At 61.4% G+C, this 15,916-nt stretch carries 16 protein-coding genes and 1 tRNA gene; 5 read left to right on the forward strand and 12 right to left on the reverse strand.

Translation table 11 applies throughout. The features are described from left to right. The 6 genes from AC1DM5_RS02850 to AC1DM5_RS02875 form a co-directional block, all read right to left on the reverse strand. Positions 1-996 (reverse strand): ABC transporter ATP-binding protein, encoded by a 996-nt coding sequence (locus AC1DM5_RS02850; protein WP_477822515.1) that lies wholly within the window; start codon positions 994-996, stop codon positions 1-3. Continuing rightward, a complete protein-coding gene (locus tag AC1DM5_RS02855) occupies positions 996-2,033 on the reverse strand; it encodes an ABC transporter ATP-binding protein (RefSeq protein WP_477822516.1) in 1,038 nt (345 codons plus the stop codon). Before AC1DM5_RS02855 ends, AC1DM5_RS02850 begins: the two co-directional genes overlap by 1 nt. A 13-nt stretch (positions 2,034-2,046) precedes the next feature. Continuing rightward, a complete protein-coding gene (locus tag AC1DM5_RS02860; RefSeq protein ID WP_477822517.1) occupies positions 2,047-2,880 on the reverse strand; it encodes a metallophosphoesterase family protein in 834 nt (277 codons plus the stop codon). A gap of 57 nt (positions 2,881-2,937) precedes the next feature. Continuing rightward, positions 2,938-4,584, reverse strand: coding sequence for an ABC transporter substrate-binding protein (locus tag AC1DM5_RS02865; protein WP_477822518.1), 1,647 nt, complete (start codon positions 4,582-4,584; stop codon positions 2,938-2,940). A gap of 245 nt (positions 4,585-4,829) precedes the next feature. Continuing rightward, on the reverse strand, positions 4,830-6,377 hold the full coding sequence (locus AC1DM5_RS02870) for an alkaline phosphatase family protein (protein WP_477822519.1): 1,548 nt from the start codon (positions 6,375-6,377) through the stop codon (positions 4,830-4,832). Continuing rightward, complete coding sequence (locus AC1DM5_RS02875) at positions 6,364-7,191, reverse strand: DeoR/GlpR family DNA-binding transcription regulator (RefSeq protein WP_477822520.1); 828 nt, start codon at positions 7,189-7,191, stop codon at positions 6,364-6,366. The genes AC1DM5_RS02870 and AC1DM5_RS02875 overlap by 14 nt, the downstream gene beginning before the upstream one ends. Before the next feature lie 306 nt (positions 7,192-7,497). Here AC1DM5_RS02875 and AC1DM5_RS02880 point away from each other — a divergent pair. The 4 genes from AC1DM5_RS02880 to AC1DM5_RS02895 all read left to right on the forward strand — a co-directional run bounded on the left by AC1DM5_RS02880 (position 7,498) and on the right by AC1DM5_RS02895 (position 9,045). After that, positions 7,498-7,573: transfer RNA gene (locus AC1DM5_RS02880), tRNA-Lys, on the forward strand. Between the two features lie 419 nt (positions 7,574-7,992). Then, positions 7,993-8,247 carry a hypothetical protein gene (locus AC1DM5_RS02885; protein ID WP_007826740.1) on the forward strand — a complete coding sequence of 85 codons (255 nt, stop codon included), beginning with the start codon at positions 7,993-7,995 and terminating at the stop codon, positions 8,245-8,247. A 113-nt stretch (positions 8,248-8,360) separates the two neighbouring features. Then, positions 8,361-8,774: a helix-turn-helix domain-containing protein gene (locus AC1DM5_RS02890; RefSeq protein ID WP_477974558.1), complete on the forward strand. Its 414-nt coding sequence runs from the start codon at positions 8,361-8,363 to the stop codon at positions 8,772-8,774. Between the two features lies 1 nt (position 8,775). Next, positions 8,776-9,045, forward strand: a complete 270-nt coding sequence (locus AC1DM5_RS02895; RefSeq protein ID WP_477822522.1) for a hypothetical protein — start codon at positions 8,776-8,778, stop codon at positions 9,043-9,045. Positions 9,046-9,171: 126 nt separating this feature from the next. Here AC1DM5_RS02895 and AC1DM5_RS02900 read toward each other — a convergent pair whose 3' ends face one another. Next, positions 9,172-9,351, reverse strand: a complete 180-nt coding sequence (locus AC1DM5_RS02900; RefSeq protein WP_477822523.1) for a hypothetical protein — start codon at positions 9,349-9,351, stop codon at positions 9,172-9,174. 538 nt (positions 9,352-9,889) lie between these two features. On the opposite strand from AC1DM5_RS02900, the gene AC1DM5_RS02905 reads away from it, so the two are divergent. Continuing rightward, on the forward strand, positions 9,890-10,639 hold the full coding sequence (locus tag AC1DM5_RS02905) for a cytochrome c biogenesis CcdA family protein (protein WP_007822496.1): 750 nt from the start codon (positions 9,890-9,892) through the stop codon (positions 10,637-10,639). Positions 10,640-10,670: 31 nt separating this feature from the next. On the opposite strand, the gene AC1DM5_RS02910 is transcribed toward AC1DM5_RS02905, so the two are convergent. The 5 genes from AC1DM5_RS02910 to cysG are packed head-to-tail and all read right to left on the reverse strand — an operon-like array spanning position 10,671 to position 15,878. Continuing rightward, positions 10,671-11,882, reverse strand: coding sequence for a UbiH/UbiF family hydroxylase (locus tag AC1DM5_RS02910; protein ID WP_477822524.1), 1,212 nt, complete (start codon positions 11,880-11,882; stop codon positions 10,671-10,673). A gap of 41 nt (positions 11,883-11,923) precedes the next feature. Then, a complete protein-coding gene (locus AC1DM5_RS02915) occupies positions 11,924-12,436 on the reverse strand; it encodes a DUF934 domain-containing protein (RefSeq protein ID WP_477822525.1) in 513 nt (170 codons plus the stop codon). Positions 12,437-12,446: 10 nt separating this feature from the next. Next, positions 12,447-14,117 (reverse strand): nitrite/sulfite reductase, encoded by a 1,671-nt coding sequence (locus AC1DM5_RS02920; protein ID WP_477822526.1) that lies wholly within the window; start codon positions 14,115-14,117, stop codon positions 12,447-12,449. An 8-nt stretch (positions 14,118-14,125) separates the two neighbouring features. Further along, the gene (locus AC1DM5_RS02925) at positions 14,126-14,440 is read right to left on the reverse strand and encodes a DUF2849 domain-containing protein (RefSeq protein ID WP_037106160.1); all 315 of its coding nucleotides are present in this window, start codon (positions 14,438-14,440) and stop codon (positions 14,126-14,128) included. Between the two features lies 1 nt (position 14,441). Next, positions 14,442-15,878 (reverse strand): siroheme synthase CysG, encoded by a 1,437-nt coding sequence (cysG, locus tag AC1DM5_RS02930; protein ID WP_477822527.1) that lies wholly within the window; start codon positions 15,876-15,878, stop codon positions 14,442-14,444. Positions 15,879-15,916: the final 38 nt, after the last annotated feature.

A 15,916-nucleotide genomic window follows, 5' to 3' on the forward strand; every position in this document is an offset into this window, starting at 1 on the left:
TCAGGCCGCCTCCCCGCCAGCAAGCGACGGACTGTTGACGAGATGGCAGGCGACGGAACGGCCGCCTTCGGCGATGAGTTCGGGTTTGAGCGAACGGCAGGCGGAACGCACTTCCGGACAGCGCGTGTGGAAAGGACAGCCGGAGGGTACGTTGACGGGATTGGGTGGATCGCCGGTCAGGATGATGCGGCTGCGCGCCGGTCTTCCCGGCTGCGGCACGGCAGACACCAGCGCCTTCGTATAGGGATGGGCGGGAGACTGCAGGATATCTTCCGGTATGCCCATCTCGACGATGCCGCCGAGATACATGACCGCCACGCGATCCGCGACCTGGCGTATGACCTTCAAGTCATGGCTGATGAAGACGCCGGTAAAGCCGGTGCGGGCGCGGATATCCTCGAAGACGTTCAGCACCTGCGCCTGCACCGAGACATCGAGGGCCGAGACCGGCTCGTCGCAGACCAGCAGTTCCGGCTCCATCGAGAGGGCGCGGGCGATGATGACGCGCTGGCGCTGGCCGCCCGAGAGTTCATGCGGGTAGCGGCTGCCGTGGTGGGCGATCAGGCCGACGGCGGCCATCACTTCGGCGACGCGGCGCTTGCGGTCGGCCGGCGTCATTTCGGGATTATGGATGATCAGCGGCTCTTCGATCTGACCGGCAACGGTGATGCGCGGATCGAGCGCCCCGAGCGGATCCTGATAGATCATCTGCATGCGTTTGCGCATGGCACGCCAATGGGCGTTCGGCACTGCACCGACTGGTTCGCCGCCGAACCAGACATCTCCCGATGTCGGCGGAATATGGCCGAGCAGCAGCCGCGCGGTCGTCGACTTGCCGCTGCCGCTTTCGCCGACGATGCCGAACATTTCGCCCGGCGCCACAGTGAAGGTCAGGCCATCGACAGCCTTGAGCGTCTTTGCCGACGAGAACAGGCCGCTGCGCTGGCGGAGCGTATAATGGCGCTTCAGCGCGCGAACGGAGAGAGCGCCCTTCATTACGCCACTCCCGCCGCATTTGCCTGAACGGGCGCTGATGTCCTTGGCACAAAGGAGGATACGGCGCTGAGATGCACGCAGGCAGCCAGATGCCTGTCATCCGCACCTGCCGTACGCATGGGCGGCACGCAGTGCAGGCACTCTTCGTCAGCCAGCATACAGCGCGGCGAGAAGGTGCAGCCCGGCGGCAGCGCGCTCGGCGGCGGCACCGTGCCGGGAATGGCCATCAGACGCTGACGCGGGCCGTCGATGCGCGGCAGGGCGGCGATCAGGCCGCGCGTATAGGGATGGGCCGGATTGGCGAACAGATCCGATGTCGGGCTATCCTCAACGATGCGACCGCAATACATGACCGCGACACGTTCGGTCATTTCCGCCACCATGCCGAGGTCGTGCGAGATCAGCACCAGCGCCATGCCGCGCTCGCGCCTGATGTCGTCGAGCAGGTCAAGAATCTGTGCCTGGATGGTCGCGTCGAGCGCGGTCGTCGGCTCATCGGCCACAAGAAGATCAGGATTGCCGGCAAGCGCCATGGCGATCATGACACGCTGGTTCATGCCGCCGGAAAACTCATGCGGATATTCGCCGAGCCGCTGGCGGGCATTGGCGATGCCGACGCGGTCGATCAACCTTTCGGCCTCCTTGCGGGCAGTCTCCCCCCGCATGCCCTGATGCAGGCGCAGCGCCTCCGTCAACTGCCAGCCGATCTTGTGCAGCGGATTGAGCGAACTCGACGGGTCCTGGAAGATCATCGCGATCCGCCCGCCTCGCACGCGGCTGAGCGTTGCGTCGTCGGCCCCCAGGATCTCCTGGCGGTCTGATATCACAGAGCCGCTGACACGAGCGTTGCGGCCGAGAAGGCCAAGTGCCGCCATCCAGGTGATCGACTTGCCGCAGCCGGATTCGCCGACGACGCCGAGCACCTCGCTGCGGGACAGTGTCAGGTCGATGCCGTGCAGCGCACGGGTGAAATGGCGGTTGCTCTCGAAATCGACCGAGAGATTGCGGATTTCAACAAGGCTCGACGGCGTGCTCATGCTCGTCCTTCCGTTACTGACTCTCTTGCTGGGTGATAGTGCCGACCTGCAGGACGTAACGTTCCCGGCCTTCCAGGATCACGCAGCTCAACACCTGCTGGACATAGGCGCCGGTATCGACGTTGATGCGGTTCGGAAAGCTTTCGACGGCATCGCGATGGCTGTGTCCGTGGACGACGACCTTGCCGAAATTCTTGCGCGAGAACAGAAACTTGTCGCGTATCCATGTCAGATCCTCACGCCGCTGATCGGCGAGCGGGCGATCCGGATCGACCCCGGCATGGGCGAAGAAATAATCGCCATCGCTGTACGACAATGGCAGCGACAGCATGAAATCCTTATGACGTTTCGGAAGCGCGGACAGAAATTGCTGCCGCAGCGCTTCGGCAAGATCCGGATCGGCAACGGCTGCGAGCACATCATCTTTCGAAAGCCCGTAAGAGACGAGCGTCTCAAGTCCACCCTTCAGAGCCCAGGGCGAAACGACACCGGCATCGTCGACGAAGGCGATCAGCCAATCGTCATGATTGCCTCTGAGGCACATGACCTGCGCATTGGCCGGCGGGTTTGCCTTGTGGTCGATGATCATGTCGACCACCTTGAGCGAATTCGGACCGCGGTCGATGAGATCGCCCAGATAGATGATCAGCGCCTGCTCTGCCGGGTGCTGCTCCATATCGGCAGCAATCGCGTGCTGCATGGCTTCGAGAAGATTGTCATAGCCGTGGATATCGCCGATCGCATAGATCCGGCGCGCGCCTGTAACGGCAGGGCTTGCAGTGTCGAATTCAGGCCAGTCACCATCCGTCCTGTCGACGGGCAGCACGCGGCGCATCGGGGCAATCATCAATACTATCCTTGGGAGAATGGAGGGCGGGTTGGCCAGCACCCCGCCCCGCCTGCATTACTTCTTGATCGAGAAAGCGCCCGGACGGAAATCCATGACGAACATGGCCGACGGCTTCCACTGAATGTCGGCGCGCTTGCCGTAGAGGATGGCGTTCTGGTGCAGAACGATCAGAGCCGGATCCTCGACTTCGATGATTTCAAGCGCGCGAGCGAAGGCTTTCTTGACTTCGGCCCTGTCTGTCGAGGTGTTCAGGACGTTGCAGAGCTTGTCGAACTCCTCGTTCTTCCACATGCCGGTCTTCGGGTTCGTGCCGCTGTGATAGGTGCCGTTCGGGCAATTGTTGGCGAGCAGCGCGACCGGATAGGCGAAATATGCCGTGTTCGACAGATCCTGCATCATGCGATCAGGAGCCGGGTCGTTCGGGTTGTCGACAACCGAGAAGTCGATGTTGAAGCCGATCTTGCGCAGGTTATCGAGATCGAACTGGGCAACCGTCAGCTCGTTCGGATAATAGTCGTTGTGGACGCGGTAGGTAATCGGTTCGCCCTTGTAACCGGCTTCGGCGAGCAGCTTCTTTGCGAGTTCCGGATCATAGGCCGGCGACTTGAAACCTTCCACAAAGAGGTCGCCGAACAGCTTGTGCTGGAAGCCCTGCGGAACGGCGGTGAGGCCGCCCCAGAGCGAGTCGACGATCGTCTGGCGGTCGATCGAGTGCGAGAGAGCCTGGCGGATCAGCTTGTTCTTCAGCGGGCCGTTGTTGGTGTCGAGCGCGATGAAGCGGATATTGGCAACCGGGCCGCCGGCGACTTCGAAATCGGAATTGCCTTTGATCATCGGAACCTGGTCCGGACCGACGTCGCTAACGATGTCGTATTCGCCTGATAGCAGGCCGTTGATACGGCTTGCGGCTTCCGGAACGATGTTGAAGTTCAGCTTGGCGATCGGCGGCTTGCCGCCCCAGTAATCGTCGTGGGCAACGAGATGGATGGCCGAACCCTGATCGACGCCGTCGACCTTGTAAGGGCCGGTCGCGACTGGATGCAGGGCGAAATCCTTCCAGGACTTGGCGTTCTGGAAGGCGCGCTTGGAGATGATGGCGGCATAGTTGACGCGGGCGAGACGCGCTTCGGTATCGAGCGTCGACTTCTGCATGACGAAGCGGACGGTATAGTCATCGACCTTCTCGACCGACTTTAAGAGCGGCCATTCGGATTTGCGGCCTGCTGCGGTGACGGCTGGAGGAACGATGCCGGTGGTGCCGTCGGCGCGGGTGAAGGTCGGCTGGTTGGCGTCGCGGGCCTTTGCCTGTTCCGACAGCAGGCCATAGCGTTCGTCGGAGAAGGAGAAGACCACGTCATCGGCCTTCATCTCGTCACCATTGTGGAATTTGACGCCCTGGCGCAGCTTTACTTCCAGGATCTCGGGCGAAACCCACTTCCACTCGGTGGCGAGGCCCGGCTTGGCGCCGAGGTTCGGATCGGACAGATCGAGCGCGATCAGCTGCTCGTAGATGTCGTTCTGATATTTGCGGGCTGCCGTACCCGTATTGTCGGTCGTGTCGAGCGTGCCAGCGCTGCCCATGCTCTGCAGCGCGACATTGATGGTCGGACGGTCTTCGGCACGAGCGATCTGGTTGAAGCCGAGGACCGTGGTGGCAAGAAGGGCTGATGTCAGTGACAATGTTCTGAAATTCATGTTCATGGCTATGTCTCCGTTCGGAAAAATTGCGCCGGCTTTGAAAAGCCGGCATGGCTTCGCCGTTCGCCTGCCACTCCTCAGTCGGCCTGCGTCCGGGATCTGAATGAAGCGCCCCGGCCAATCAGGGCGCTGTCTGATGAAAATGCTTAAAGCGTGCCGCGATCTTTCAGATGCGTCTGCCACGCTTTAGTTTTTTGTTTTGCGTATGCCGCTATCGCAAAACCGCTGCGCGTTTTTGCGCGGCATGCTTATTCAGTCTGCAATTCGACCTTCAGTTCCTCGCGCCGCATCGGCTCGGCGGCCGGCCTGCCTTCGAGGACGAGATCGGCTTCGTCGATATAGTGGTGAGTGCCGACGCGGGCGATCGCGATGCGGGAGACCTTGTCGCCGGCAGATGCGGTAAAGTGGGTGACGACAGGTGCCGAAACCGGCTGGCCGCCCTCCAGCAATTCGTGCATGACGCGACCGGTCATCGTGGCGGCCGGCTCGACACCGAGAAGGTGCAGCACGGTCGGGGCAATGTCGTAGATTCCGGTGCGCGAGGCGATCACCTCGCCGCCGCTGCGTATGCCGGCGCCACCGCCGACGAGCACGGCAGCAAGCTCGGTCGCATGCAGGCCGCCATGCGTGCCACCCCCAACCGGAATGTTGTAGCTTGCGGCATCGCAGTAGGAGGTGCCGGGAATGCCGTGGGCGTTGCTGTCGTTATCGCCTTTCAGGTTGATATAGAGATCCGGCGCGCGGTGATGTGCCGTGCCCGACAACCCGAGCGCCAGCGTGCCGGCGATGATGCCCTCGCTTGCGCCTTGTGCGATCGCCTGCGTGAAGGTCGCGCCGTACCATTCCTGTGCGGCCAGCACATCGAAGGCTGCCTGCAGCAGGCCGCGGTCGAACTTGCGCAGCCAGAGACCAGGGGCGCGGCCGCCGCGGTAAAGGATGTCGGCGTCGTTATCGAAGTGGTGGTCCGCCGAAATGCCTGCGTCTCTCAACGCTTCGCCGACGGAAATGAATTTCGCCGAGGTGGAATGGCCGTGATCCGAGGTCACGAAGATCGCGATGGCATCCCGCTCCGGCTGGCGTTCGCGCCACTCCATGAGGTCACCGATCGCCGCATCGCAATCGCGCATCGAGGCGAGCATGCCTTCGGCGCCGAGGCCATGAACATGCGAGGCGCTGTCAACCTCGGTCAGCCAGATGATCGCCGCCGACGGTTTCTTGGCAGGCCAGACGCTATCGGTGAAGACAGAGACCGCGCGCCGCTCGGCGCCGCGGTTGAAGCCGGTCGGCGGAACGGAATGCCGCTCGGCAATCTCGACTGCAAGCTCCGGCGGGAAGGCGATTGCCGGATGGCGAACATTAAAACCGGCCTGCCCCCAGTCGGCGCCCTTCCAGTTCAGCGCGGTGAAGGAGCCCTGCCCGCTCGACGTAACGGTCGCGAAGGAAAGTCCGTGCTTGGCAAGCGTTTCCGACAGATTGGTCGCGGTCGCCATGCCGCCGACGAGGCGCCTGTCGCCGGCCCGCCAGTCGTGGATCGTGTCCGTGCCGGTCAGCCGGCCGGAGCCATCGCGCGAATAGAACTCGTTGCCGAGAACGCCCGTCGTTTCGGGGCGTGCGCCGCTTGCAAGCGCCGTCAGCGCGCCGCGCGTCTCGCTCGGGAAAACCGTGCGGTGATCGCGGCTCGTAACACCGGACACCTTCAGCGCTGCGAGATTGGGCATGGTCGTCGCGTCGATCATATCCGGCCGCAGGCCGTCGACACCGAGCACGATGACATGGCGGACATCAGTCATCTTCATTCACCTTCTCTTCTATTGTCGCGCCGGTCGGACCGGCATTGTCATTGACGCTTTGGGGATAGAGGACGCTGGCGCCGGCCTCCGTCAGCAGGCGCACGAATGGCTCCTCCAGCGGCTGGTCGGTCACGAAGGTCTCGATTTCGGAAAATGGAATACTGCGGTAGCGGCCGACGGCGCCAATCTTGGTGTGGTCGGCCACATAGACATTGGAACGGCTCTGTGCGGCGAGCCGTGTCTTGAGCTGCATGTAGTGCTTGGTGCGCTCGACCAGCCCGTATTCGGCATCGAGGCCGTAGACGCCGATGATCGACAGGTCGAAGCTGCAGTCGCGGATCGCGTCGAATACTTCGTCGCCCAGCAGCGTCTTGCCGTTATAATCATATTCGCCGCCGGTCAGGATCACCTTGTGACGCAGGCCCGCCTGCAGCGCCTCGCCGATAGCCGGCATGTTGGTCATGACCGTTACCGGCGGGCCGTTGCGCATCGCCTGGGCGACAGCAAGCACCGAGCTTCCGCCCGTCATGAATATCCATTGATCGGGCTGGATCATCGCGGCGACGAGATTGCCGATCGCCTGCTTTTCAGCCCGCTCCATGTTGACGCGCTCGTCGAGCGCCGCCTCGCGGCCCGATGGGATCGCGCCACCGTAAACACGCTGCAGCGAGCCGCCCCGCTCCAGCGTCACGAGATCGCGCCGGATGGTTTCCGTCGAAACACCGAAGGTCTCGGCAATCGCGCTAATCGACATGCCGCTGCCGCCATTGATGAGACGGATGATGGTCTGGTGACGGCTGGCTGCGGGAAGCTTGGACATGAAACAACTGCTCGCCTTGATGACGTGGCATTTCTAGCCCCGCCATGTTTCAATGCCGTGACAGTTTTTTGATGTTTTTGTTTATCTCCTCAAAGTCGCACAAAGTTCCACATTTTCGCGCTACGTGCCGTTGTCGCTCGCTGTGACGAGATCAAATGATCGATGCCCGGGCAGTTTCCGAAAAATGGCAAGTCCGCAAGAAATGCGCCAAACGCGTAAATAGGAGGATTTTTTCAGTTGACCGCGATAGGTCGCCTGCATATGTTCCGCGCACTTCCGGCCGGGGTGCTTCGCACCGCGGAGAGTGAGAGCGTAGCTCAGCCGGTAGAGCAACTGACTTTTAATCAGTAGGTCTCGGGTTCGAACCCCGACGCTCTCACCATAATTTCTTAATGAAATCAAATCTGTAGAGATAGCAACCGGCACAGATTGTTGACGCCTATTGCCCAGTCTTTACCGCACATGGCGAGCATGTGCGGAACACGATTGGCGCAAGCCACGTCGGGAATTTGCCGAGTTGGCAGAGCGATGGGCTGGCCGCCTTCCAATCGAATCGCGACGAATCCGCGACACTGCCGCCCTCTGTGTCATGTTCACGCCTTGGCCATCGGCCGCTAACTCCTGTGATTTCTCTGAAAGTTTGGTCATGTCCTTCTCTCTGGCAACGCGGCACAGGCACGCCCAGTTGATGAACGGCTCGCTCTTCTCTGAGGCTGGCGGGTCGCTCGGGCTTTCTTGACGTTCGCATACAAGGCAGGCATTCGCTGGCCAATCAAGCGGCGTCGGTGTAAAGCACGTGCCATGGCCCTAGATCCTCAGAAGGCATTTACAGATTACAGTGCGGCGGACTGCAGCGTGCAGTTCTGGACCGCCAACGCACCGGCCGTGCAATTCACCTCTTTGGAAGCCGCCGTCAGGTTCGCAAAAGACCATGGCGGCAGATGGGAAGAGATTGAGATAACGGTCCATCTACCGCGCGAAGACATCGTCTTCGCCACCGGAAAGGTGCATCAGCTAATTGATGCTTTGCCAGGTGACGCCCGGGAAAAGCGGTAGCTAGGTCGATCAGTGGCAAATCGGAACCGTACCGCGCATGTACCGGCCGCGTTGCAGGCGGCTGCCAGGGGCACAAGTCCACTGATTTCATCTCCTCACTGGGAGGCGTTTCATTGATTAATTTCGCTCACAATGATAATAAATCCCATCGACAGAGCGTATCGGGCGATATTTTCATAATGAGCGATTTTGATCATTTAACCGGCCGACAGTTGGCGGCCGCCCGCGTTTTACTGGGGATTGGTCAGGTTGAGCTGGCCAGCAGGTCAAACGTATCAGCACCGACCCTACGACGCATGGAAGCCAGCGAGGGTGCTGTCGAGGGCATGCGCAATAACGTCGCTTCAGTCATTGCGGTATTGCAAGCCGCCGGCGTCACCTTTCTTGATGGGAACTACTCCGGTTCAGGCGGCCCAGGCGTCCGCCTGACGCAGCCTGAAGGCGCGTCGATCGACGTCAAAGAACGCGAGACGATTCAGTATCGCGAGTTTTATGAGAATGATGCACCTCCTGGTGCTGGAGGTTAAAATGGCGAAAAAACCCAAAGAACCAAAGCTCGAGCATTCCGATTTCTCCGGCGAGTTCGAAGATGACGGCGTAACCGTGCTCGTCGATATACATCGGCCGGCGGGCACCAATGGCGATTGGACTCTCGAGGTCATTTCGCGAACCGAGGTCGTGACGACCTGGGAAGATGCATTCGCCACGGATCTGGAAGCTTGGGAAGAGTTCCTGGCCACCGCAGAACGAGATGGCGTGCGAAGCTTTCTCGATGAGGATGAGCCGCTGGTGCATTGATGGGATCGACCCGTTCCCTGGCCTCTCGTCGCGGCCTACCAATCCGCACTGCCACATTGCGAAGACCTTGATAAGCTTCCGGCCTGGCGCCGGAAGCTTATCAATGTGAATTCGCAATACTCGTCGTCAGTAGCTGCAGGAGCGACCATCCCTGGGCCTGAAGCCATCTGCACAGGCGCGATTCATCGAATCTCCCGGCACGTAGCCCGAAGCGGAGCCGTATGAATTCGGGGGAGTTGCGCACGCGGTGAGCAGCGAGATGCCGATCAGCGCTCCGGCTGCTGCCAATGCCCGAAATCTGCTCATCAATGTTTCTCCTCGGTGGATGTTCCGGCGTCAATCTCTCACGCTAGAGCGCCCTGCGCCCATTCAGACGCACAAAGGACGCTCTAACTCTTTGAATCTACGCATCGGCTTTCCGAAAATCGATTCCGATTTTCGGGCCGATGCTGTAGCGCATACCAGCACCAAACAGTCATCGCAACTAAACGACATCACAAGCTTGCTCTCGGCCGCCGTAGCCAACAGGCCGGATAGAGTAGCGAGAGATCCGGCGTCGGCCTCGTATGTCCGCCGGCCGGACCTCCCGGCATTCGCAGTGGGGTGCCTGCAAATGCCGGGCAATACCACCGGTCATGCCCGAGTCGATCCATTCACAGAGCCAAAGATGGTTTGCGCGCGGTTAATATCCACATGCCCTGTCCCGTGTTGGGATGGACGGAGCTGCGTCAAGGCCTGCGGCAATTTGGAGATCCGGCCGGCTGCGCTCAGCGCAAAAAGGTGATTGGCAATCACCCCTTTGCGGCGCTAGGAACATCGCTCAGACTGCTGCCGGAGAGAATGCGTGTCGATTGCCGATATTTCCCTTTGGAGCGCGCTGCTTGCCGGAGCGCTTTCCTTCCTGTCGCCTTGCGTGCTTCCACTCGTTCCGCCTTATCTCTGCTATATGGCGGGCATTTCGGTCGAGCAGTTCCGCGGCGGCGGCACGGTTGCCGCGGCACCGGATGTGCGGCGCGGTGTGCTCTTTTCGGCGCTTTTCTTCACGCTCGGCTTTGCGACCGTCTTCGTGGCGCTCGGCGCCGGCGCCTCGACCATCGGCATGGTGCTGCGCCAGCACCTCGATCTGCTCTCCAAGATCGGCGGCCTGATCATCATCGTCATGGGGCTGAACTTCCTTGGGCTTTTCCGAATCGGCCTCTTGGCGCGGGAAGCCCGTTTCCAGGGCAACGGCAAGCCGGCGACGCTGACGGGCGCCTATATCATGGGACTTGCCTTCGCGTTCGGCTGGACGCCCTGCATCGGGCCGGTGCTCGGGGCAATCCTCGGCGTTGCCGCATCGCGTGAAACGGTCGGCTCAGGTGCGGGTTTGCTTGCCGTCTATTCGCTCGGCCTTGCAGTGCCCTTCTGGATCGCTGCCGGCTTTTCCGGGGCCTTCATGCGCTTCCTGTCGCGCTTCCGCCGGCATCTCGGCACGGTTGAGAAGATCATGGGCGTCTTCCTCGTGCTGACGGGGCTTGCCTTCCTGCTTGGCTGGGTCAGCAATGTCGCGATCTGGTTCCAGCAGACCTTTCCGATCCTTATGCAAATCGGCTGAGCGCCAGGCTCAGCCGATATATTGCGATAAATCAGGCTTTCTTCCGGCTCAGCCGCTCCTTGATCGCATCCGGAATATCGCGGAGGCCGCGCCCCGGTTCGATGCCTTCTCGCATGACTATATTGCGCAGCGGCGGAACGACTGAGAGGACATGCAGGCCTGCGGCGCGCAGCACCTGTACTGGCAAGAAATCGGAGAGCAGCGAGCGATTCAGAAGATCGACGCTTGCGGTGCGAGTCATGATATCGGCACGGCGTTTACGGTCGAAGCTTGTGCCGGCATCGGCGGCAACAGGCAATTCCGCGCGCGCGCAGAGAAGATCGGTCAGCGCCATGATATCGCGAAGGCTGAGATTCAGGCCCTGGGCTCCGATCGGCGGGAAGACGTGTGCGGCCTCGCCGATCAGTGCGATCCGGCCCTTGCCGAAACGATGCGCCATCATGCCCGACAGCGGCCAGATCTGCACGCCCTCCTCGACGGTGACCTTGCCAAGCAGGGATTGCATGCGCTCTTCCACGACATTACCGAGCTCGGCGAGCGACAGCTCGACGCGGGCTGCGGCATCCGAGGGATTCTGTACCCAGACGAGGCTGGAGCGGTTGCCCGGCAGCGGTACCTGGGTGAAGGGGCCGTGCTCCGTGTGGAACTCTGTGGAGATGTTCTGGTGCGGCAGCGTATGGGCAAAATTCAGCACCATGGCCGATTGCGGATAGGACCAGGTGCGCACATCGATGCCGACCGTCTCCCGCAGCTTCGATTTGCGGCCATCAGCACCGATAGCAAAATCGGCACTGATCTCTTCTCCGCCTGCGAGCGTGATCGTTACAGATTCCGGAGCGATGCCGATCGTCTCGGCCATGTCGGTGAAACGGGTGATATTGCCCTCAGCGGCCACGGCAGCTTCGAGCACATCCATCAATGCCTTGTTGGGGAAATTATAGCCGAAGGCATCCAGCCCGACTTCGGCAGAGCGGAAGGTCGTGGTCGGCGCACGTAGCAGACGGTTGGTACCATCGATGATGCGCATGCAGGTGAGCGGTGCGGCTGCCGGGCGAAGCTTTTCCCAAAGCGTGAGGCGATCCAGGAAGCGAATCGACTGGTCCATCAGTGCCGTGGTGCGGCGATCTTCCTTGGGGGATGGAGGGGCGACCAGCGCCACGTTGCGACCGCCGCGCGCCAGGGCGACTGCGGCGATCATACCGGCGAGACCGCCGCCGATCACCGCCACTTCGAATTTGCTCATGCTATCGTTCCGTCATCAAAAAGACGGCAGAACCGGCAGCCTCAGGCGGCCGGTTTTGCCTGACGGCGCCAACTATAGCCCTTGCCGGCTTCGGCGTCACGCACCGCCGGCTGATAATGATGCGGAATGGACGGTAGGCGCTTTTCCGACAGGCGACGGATCGCCGTCTCGTTGGTAACGGCGAAACTGTCGATGCCGACGCGCAGCATCAGCGGCACCTGGTCGATCAGCACATCGCCGACCGCGCGCAGCTCGTTGGTGTAGCTGAGGCGCTGGCGCAGCAGCGAAGCATGGCTGAAGGCACGGCCATCGTTGAAGGCCGGGAATGCGACAGCCACGATCTCCAGGCGATAGAGATAGGGCTCGAGCTTCAAGACATCGTCCGCCGGCCTGATGACCACGCCCAAGCCGACATCATTGCTCTCATCCGCCTTGGCGATCAGCTCGTCGAGCGTCAGCAGCGGCTTCTGATCGCCCGTCGCCTTCACCTCGTCGGTCTCGATCACCCAGGGATCGTTCTCGATAAAACCGGTTTCTCTCCAGATCTTCGTCATCATCCCCTCCTTATGCCGCTTCCGCTGCCGAGCCGTAGAGCGCTTCCTTGAAAGGCTGCGGGCCAACGCGGCGGTAGGCGGCGAGGAAGATTTCCGAGGGATCGAGACGCAGGCGCAGATAGGTGTCGACGATCGTTTCGATCGCATCCGTCACCTTGTCCGGCTCGAAGCCGCGTCCGATGATTTCGCCGATCGAGGTGTGCTCGTCGCCGGAACCGCCCAGCGTGATCTGGTAGAGTTCGGCACCCTTCTTTTCCACGCCCAGAAGGCCGATATGGCCGACATGGTGGTGGCCGCAGGCATTGATGCAGCCGGAGATCTTGATCTTCAGCTCGCCGATCTCAGCCTGACGCGCCGCATCGCCGAAGCGGCGGGAGATTTCCTGGGCAAGCGGAATGGAGCGCGCATTGGCGAGCGCGCAATAGTCGAGCCCCGGACAGGCAATGATATCGGTGATCAGGCCGGCATTGGCTTCCGCCAGATCAATCGCCACGAGCCCACGATAGACGGCTTCGAGATCGGCGAGAGCGACATGCGGCAGGATGAGGTTCTGCTCGTGGCTGACGCGGATTTCGTCGAAGGCATATTCCTCGGCGATATCGGCGATCGCATCCATCTGCGAATCCGACGCATCACCCGGAATGCCACCGATCGGCTTCAGCGAGATCGTCACCATGCCGTAATCGGGGTTCTTGTGCGGCTGGACATTCTGCTGAACCCAGCGGGCGAAAGCCGGATCGGCCTTCTTCCAGCGGGCAAGGTTTTCCCAACCCTCGGCACGTTGCGGCAGGGCCGGCGGCGCGAAATAAGCGGTGATGGCCTGCACGTCCTGTTCCGGCAGCTTCAGCTCGGAATCCTTCAGCTGTGCGAATTCGACTTCGACCTGACGGGCAAGCTCTTCGGCACCCGTCTCGTGAACGAGGATCTTGATGCGGGCCTTGTACTTGTTGTCGCGGCGGCCATGCAGGTTATAAACGCGCATGACTGCGGTCGTGTAGGACAAGAGATCCTCTTCCGGCAGGAAGTCGCGGATCAGCTTGGCAACCATCGGCGTGCGGCCCTGACCGCCACCGACATAGACGGCAAAGCCGATTTCGCCCTTATCGTTCTTCTTCAGATGCAGGCCGATATCGTGGACCTGGATGGCGGCGCGGTCGCGCTCGGCACCGGTAACGGCGATCTTGAACTTGCGCGGCAGGAAGGAGAATTCCGGATGAACGGAAGACCATTGGCGCAGGATTTCGGCATAGGGGCGCGGATCGGCGACCTCATCGGCGGCAGCGCCGGCAAAATGGTCGGCCGTCACGTTGCGGATGCAGTTGCCGGACGTCTGCATGGCGTGCATTTCGACAGTAGCAAGTTCGGCTAGCACATCCGGCATGTCCGACAGCTTCGGCCAGTTGAACTGCAGGTTCTGGCGCGTGGTGAAATGGCCATAGCCGCGGTCATAGGTGCGTGCAATGTGGGCGAGCATGCGCAGCTGGCGCGAGCTCAGCGTGCCATAGGGAATGGCGATGCGCAGCATATAGGCATGGAGCTGCAGATAGACGCCATTCATCAGGCGCAGCGGCTTGAACGCGTCCTCGGCCAGTTCACCGGAAAGGCGGCGCTGAACCTGATCGCGAAACTGCTCGACGCGCTCGGCGACAAAGGCGTGGTCAAATTCGTCGTAACGGTACATCGTCTTCCTCAGACTGCAATGAATTCTGGATCGGCCGGCTTGTAGCCAGGCGCATATTCCATGGTCGGGCCTTGGGCGCGGATACGCTCGCGCAGGCGCAATGGCCAGAGTTGGCCGTTGGTTTCCTGAACTTCGACGACAGCAACGTCAACGACCTTGTTGTCGGCGTAGGATTTCTTGCCGATCTCCTCAAGGGCAGCGACGGCTTCGGCATGGCGGGCGACGAGCGCCTCCTGCAACGAGGTTACCCATTCGCCATTGGCGTTCAGCCAGACGGCGATGCCGTCCGTCAGGCGGTTGGCGGTCAGAACCTTGTCTACCATGTCAGCTCCTTGCAAGTTCATCGAACCGGATGCGTTCACGCACCAGCGGTTCGGATAGTTCGAAATTAGCGCCTGCGACCGCATCGCCGATAATGACCATGACCGGCCCAGTCAACTCGTCACGATGCTGCAGGTCGGGAAGATCGCGCAGCGTGCCGTGCAACAGTCGGCGGTCGGCGCGGCTGGCATTCTCGATGACGGCGACTGTGGTTTCCGAGGGAATGCCAGCTTGCATCAGACGTTCGGCGACAGAGGCCGCGACGGTGCGGCCCATATAGACGGCGATCGTGGCGCCCGACACGGCAAGGCTTGCCCAATCCGGCAAAACGTCGCCGGTCAGATCATGTCCGGTCGTAAAGACCAGGGAAGAGGCAACGCCGCGCAGCGTCAGAGGCAGTTCGAAATCGGCAGCAGCGGCAAAGGCAGAGGTGATGCCGGGCACGATCTCATAGGAGATGCCGGCGGCGCGTAGCGCTGCCATCTCTTCCCCTGCCCGGCCATAGACCAGCGGATCGCCGCTCTTCAAGCGCACGACGCGTTTTCCCTGGCGGCCGAGATCGACCAAGAGATCGTTGATCTCTTCCTGGGACTTCGAATGGCAGCCCTTGCGCTTGCCCACAGAAAGACGTTCGGCATCGCGGCGGCCCATATCGACGATCGCCTGCGGCACGAGCGCGTCATAGACGATGACATCGGCCTCCATCATCACGCGCTGGGCGCGCAAGGTCAGGAGATCTTCAGCACCGGGACCGGCGCCGACCAGCCAAACATGGCCTTCAACGCGATCCAGCGAGCGCAACAGACCATTGGCGGCGCGGCGGGCCTGCGGCAGGTTGCCGTTAGCGACAGCATCGGCGACCGGGCCGGAAAAGAAACGACGCCAGAAGATGCGGCGTGAAACGCCACGGGGAACGACGTGTTCGACGGCCTTGCGATAGCTGGTCGCAAGAGCGGCGAGTCGGCCGAGCGAGGGCGACAGGAGCTGATCGATCTGGGCGCGGATCATCTGCGCCAGCACCGGCCCTGCCCCTTCGGTACCGATCGCAACGGCAACAGGCGCACGATTAACGAGAGCGGGCGTGTAGAAATCGCAATAGTCGGGCTGGTCGACGGCATTGGCCGGTATCTTCGCGGCGCGTGCGGCATCGACGATACGACGATCCTGTTCCGCGTCACCGGTTGCCGCAAACACCAGTACGGCACCCTCGACCTGTTCGGGCGCAAAAGCTTCGCGGACAGTCTCGATGCGGTTGGCAATCAGAAAAGCGTGGTAATCGGCTTCCGGGCGATCGGCATGCGCGATAATGCGCGCCTGCGTGTTCAAGAGCAGGCGGACCTTGGCGAAAGCTTCATCGCCATTGCCGAAAACGGCCGCAGTCCGACCTTCCACGCGAAAGAAGGCGGGAAATACCGAAAGCTGTTCAGTCCTGGGAGGCATTCTCAATCCACTTCGAAGTTCTCCGAATATGCATTCTC

The sequence above is a fragment of the Rhizobium sp. 01T437 genome (assembly GCF_056398505.1).

Coding starts and splice junctions, on each gene's coding strand:
- AC1DM5_RS02850 (WP_477822515.1), bottom strand. CDS start 996: ATGAAGGGCGCTCTCTCCGTTCGCGCGCTGAAGCGCCATTATACGCTC.
- AC1DM5_RS02855 (WP_477822516.1), bottom strand. CDS start 2,033: ATGAGCACGCCGTCGAGCCTTGTTGAAATCCGCAATCTCTCGGTCGAT.
- AC1DM5_RS02860 (WP_477822517.1), bottom strand. CDS start 2,880: ATGATTGCCCCGATGCGCCGCGTGCTGCCCGTCGACAGGACGGATGGT.
- AC1DM5_RS02865 (WP_477822518.1), bottom strand. CDS start 4,584: ATGAACATGAATTTCAGAACATTGTCACTGACATCAGCCCTTCTTGCC.
- AC1DM5_RS02870 (WP_477822519.1), bottom strand. CDS start 6,377: ATGAAGATGACTGATGTCCGCCATGTCATCGTGCTCGGTGTCGACGGC.
- AC1DM5_RS02875 (WP_477822520.1), bottom strand. CDS start 7,191: ATGTCCAAGCTTCCCGCAGCCAGCCGTCACCAGACCATCATCCGTCTC.
- AC1DM5_RS02885 (WP_007826740.1), top strand. CDS start 7,993: ATGGCCCTAGATCCTCAGAAGGCATTTACAGATTACAGTGCGGCGGAC.
- AC1DM5_RS02895 (WP_477822522.1), top strand. CDS start 8,776: ATGGCGAAAAAACCCAAAGAACCAAAGCTCGAGCATTCCGATTTCTCC.
- AC1DM5_RS02900 (WP_477822523.1), bottom strand. CDS start 9,351: ATGAGCAGATTTCGGGCATTGGCAGCAGCCGGAGCGCTGATCGGCATC.
- AC1DM5_RS02910 (WP_477822524.1), bottom strand. CDS start 11,882: ATGAGCAAATTCGAAGTGGCGGTGATCGGCGGCGGTCTCGCCGGTATG.
- AC1DM5_RS02915 (WP_477822525.1), bottom strand. CDS start 12,436: ATGACGAAGATCTGGAGAGAAACCGGTTTTATCGAGAACGATCCCTGG.
- AC1DM5_RS02920 (WP_477822526.1), bottom strand. CDS start 14,117: ATGTACCGTTACGACGAATTTGACCACGCCTTTGTCGCCGAGCGCGTC.
- AC1DM5_RS02925 (WP_037106160.1), bottom strand. CDS start 14,440: ATGGTAGACAAGGTTCTGACCGCCAACCGCCTGACGGACGGCATCGCC.
- cysG (WP_477822527.1), bottom strand. CDS start 15,878: ATGCCTCCCAGGACTGAACAGCTTTCGGTATTTCCCGCCTTCTTTCGC.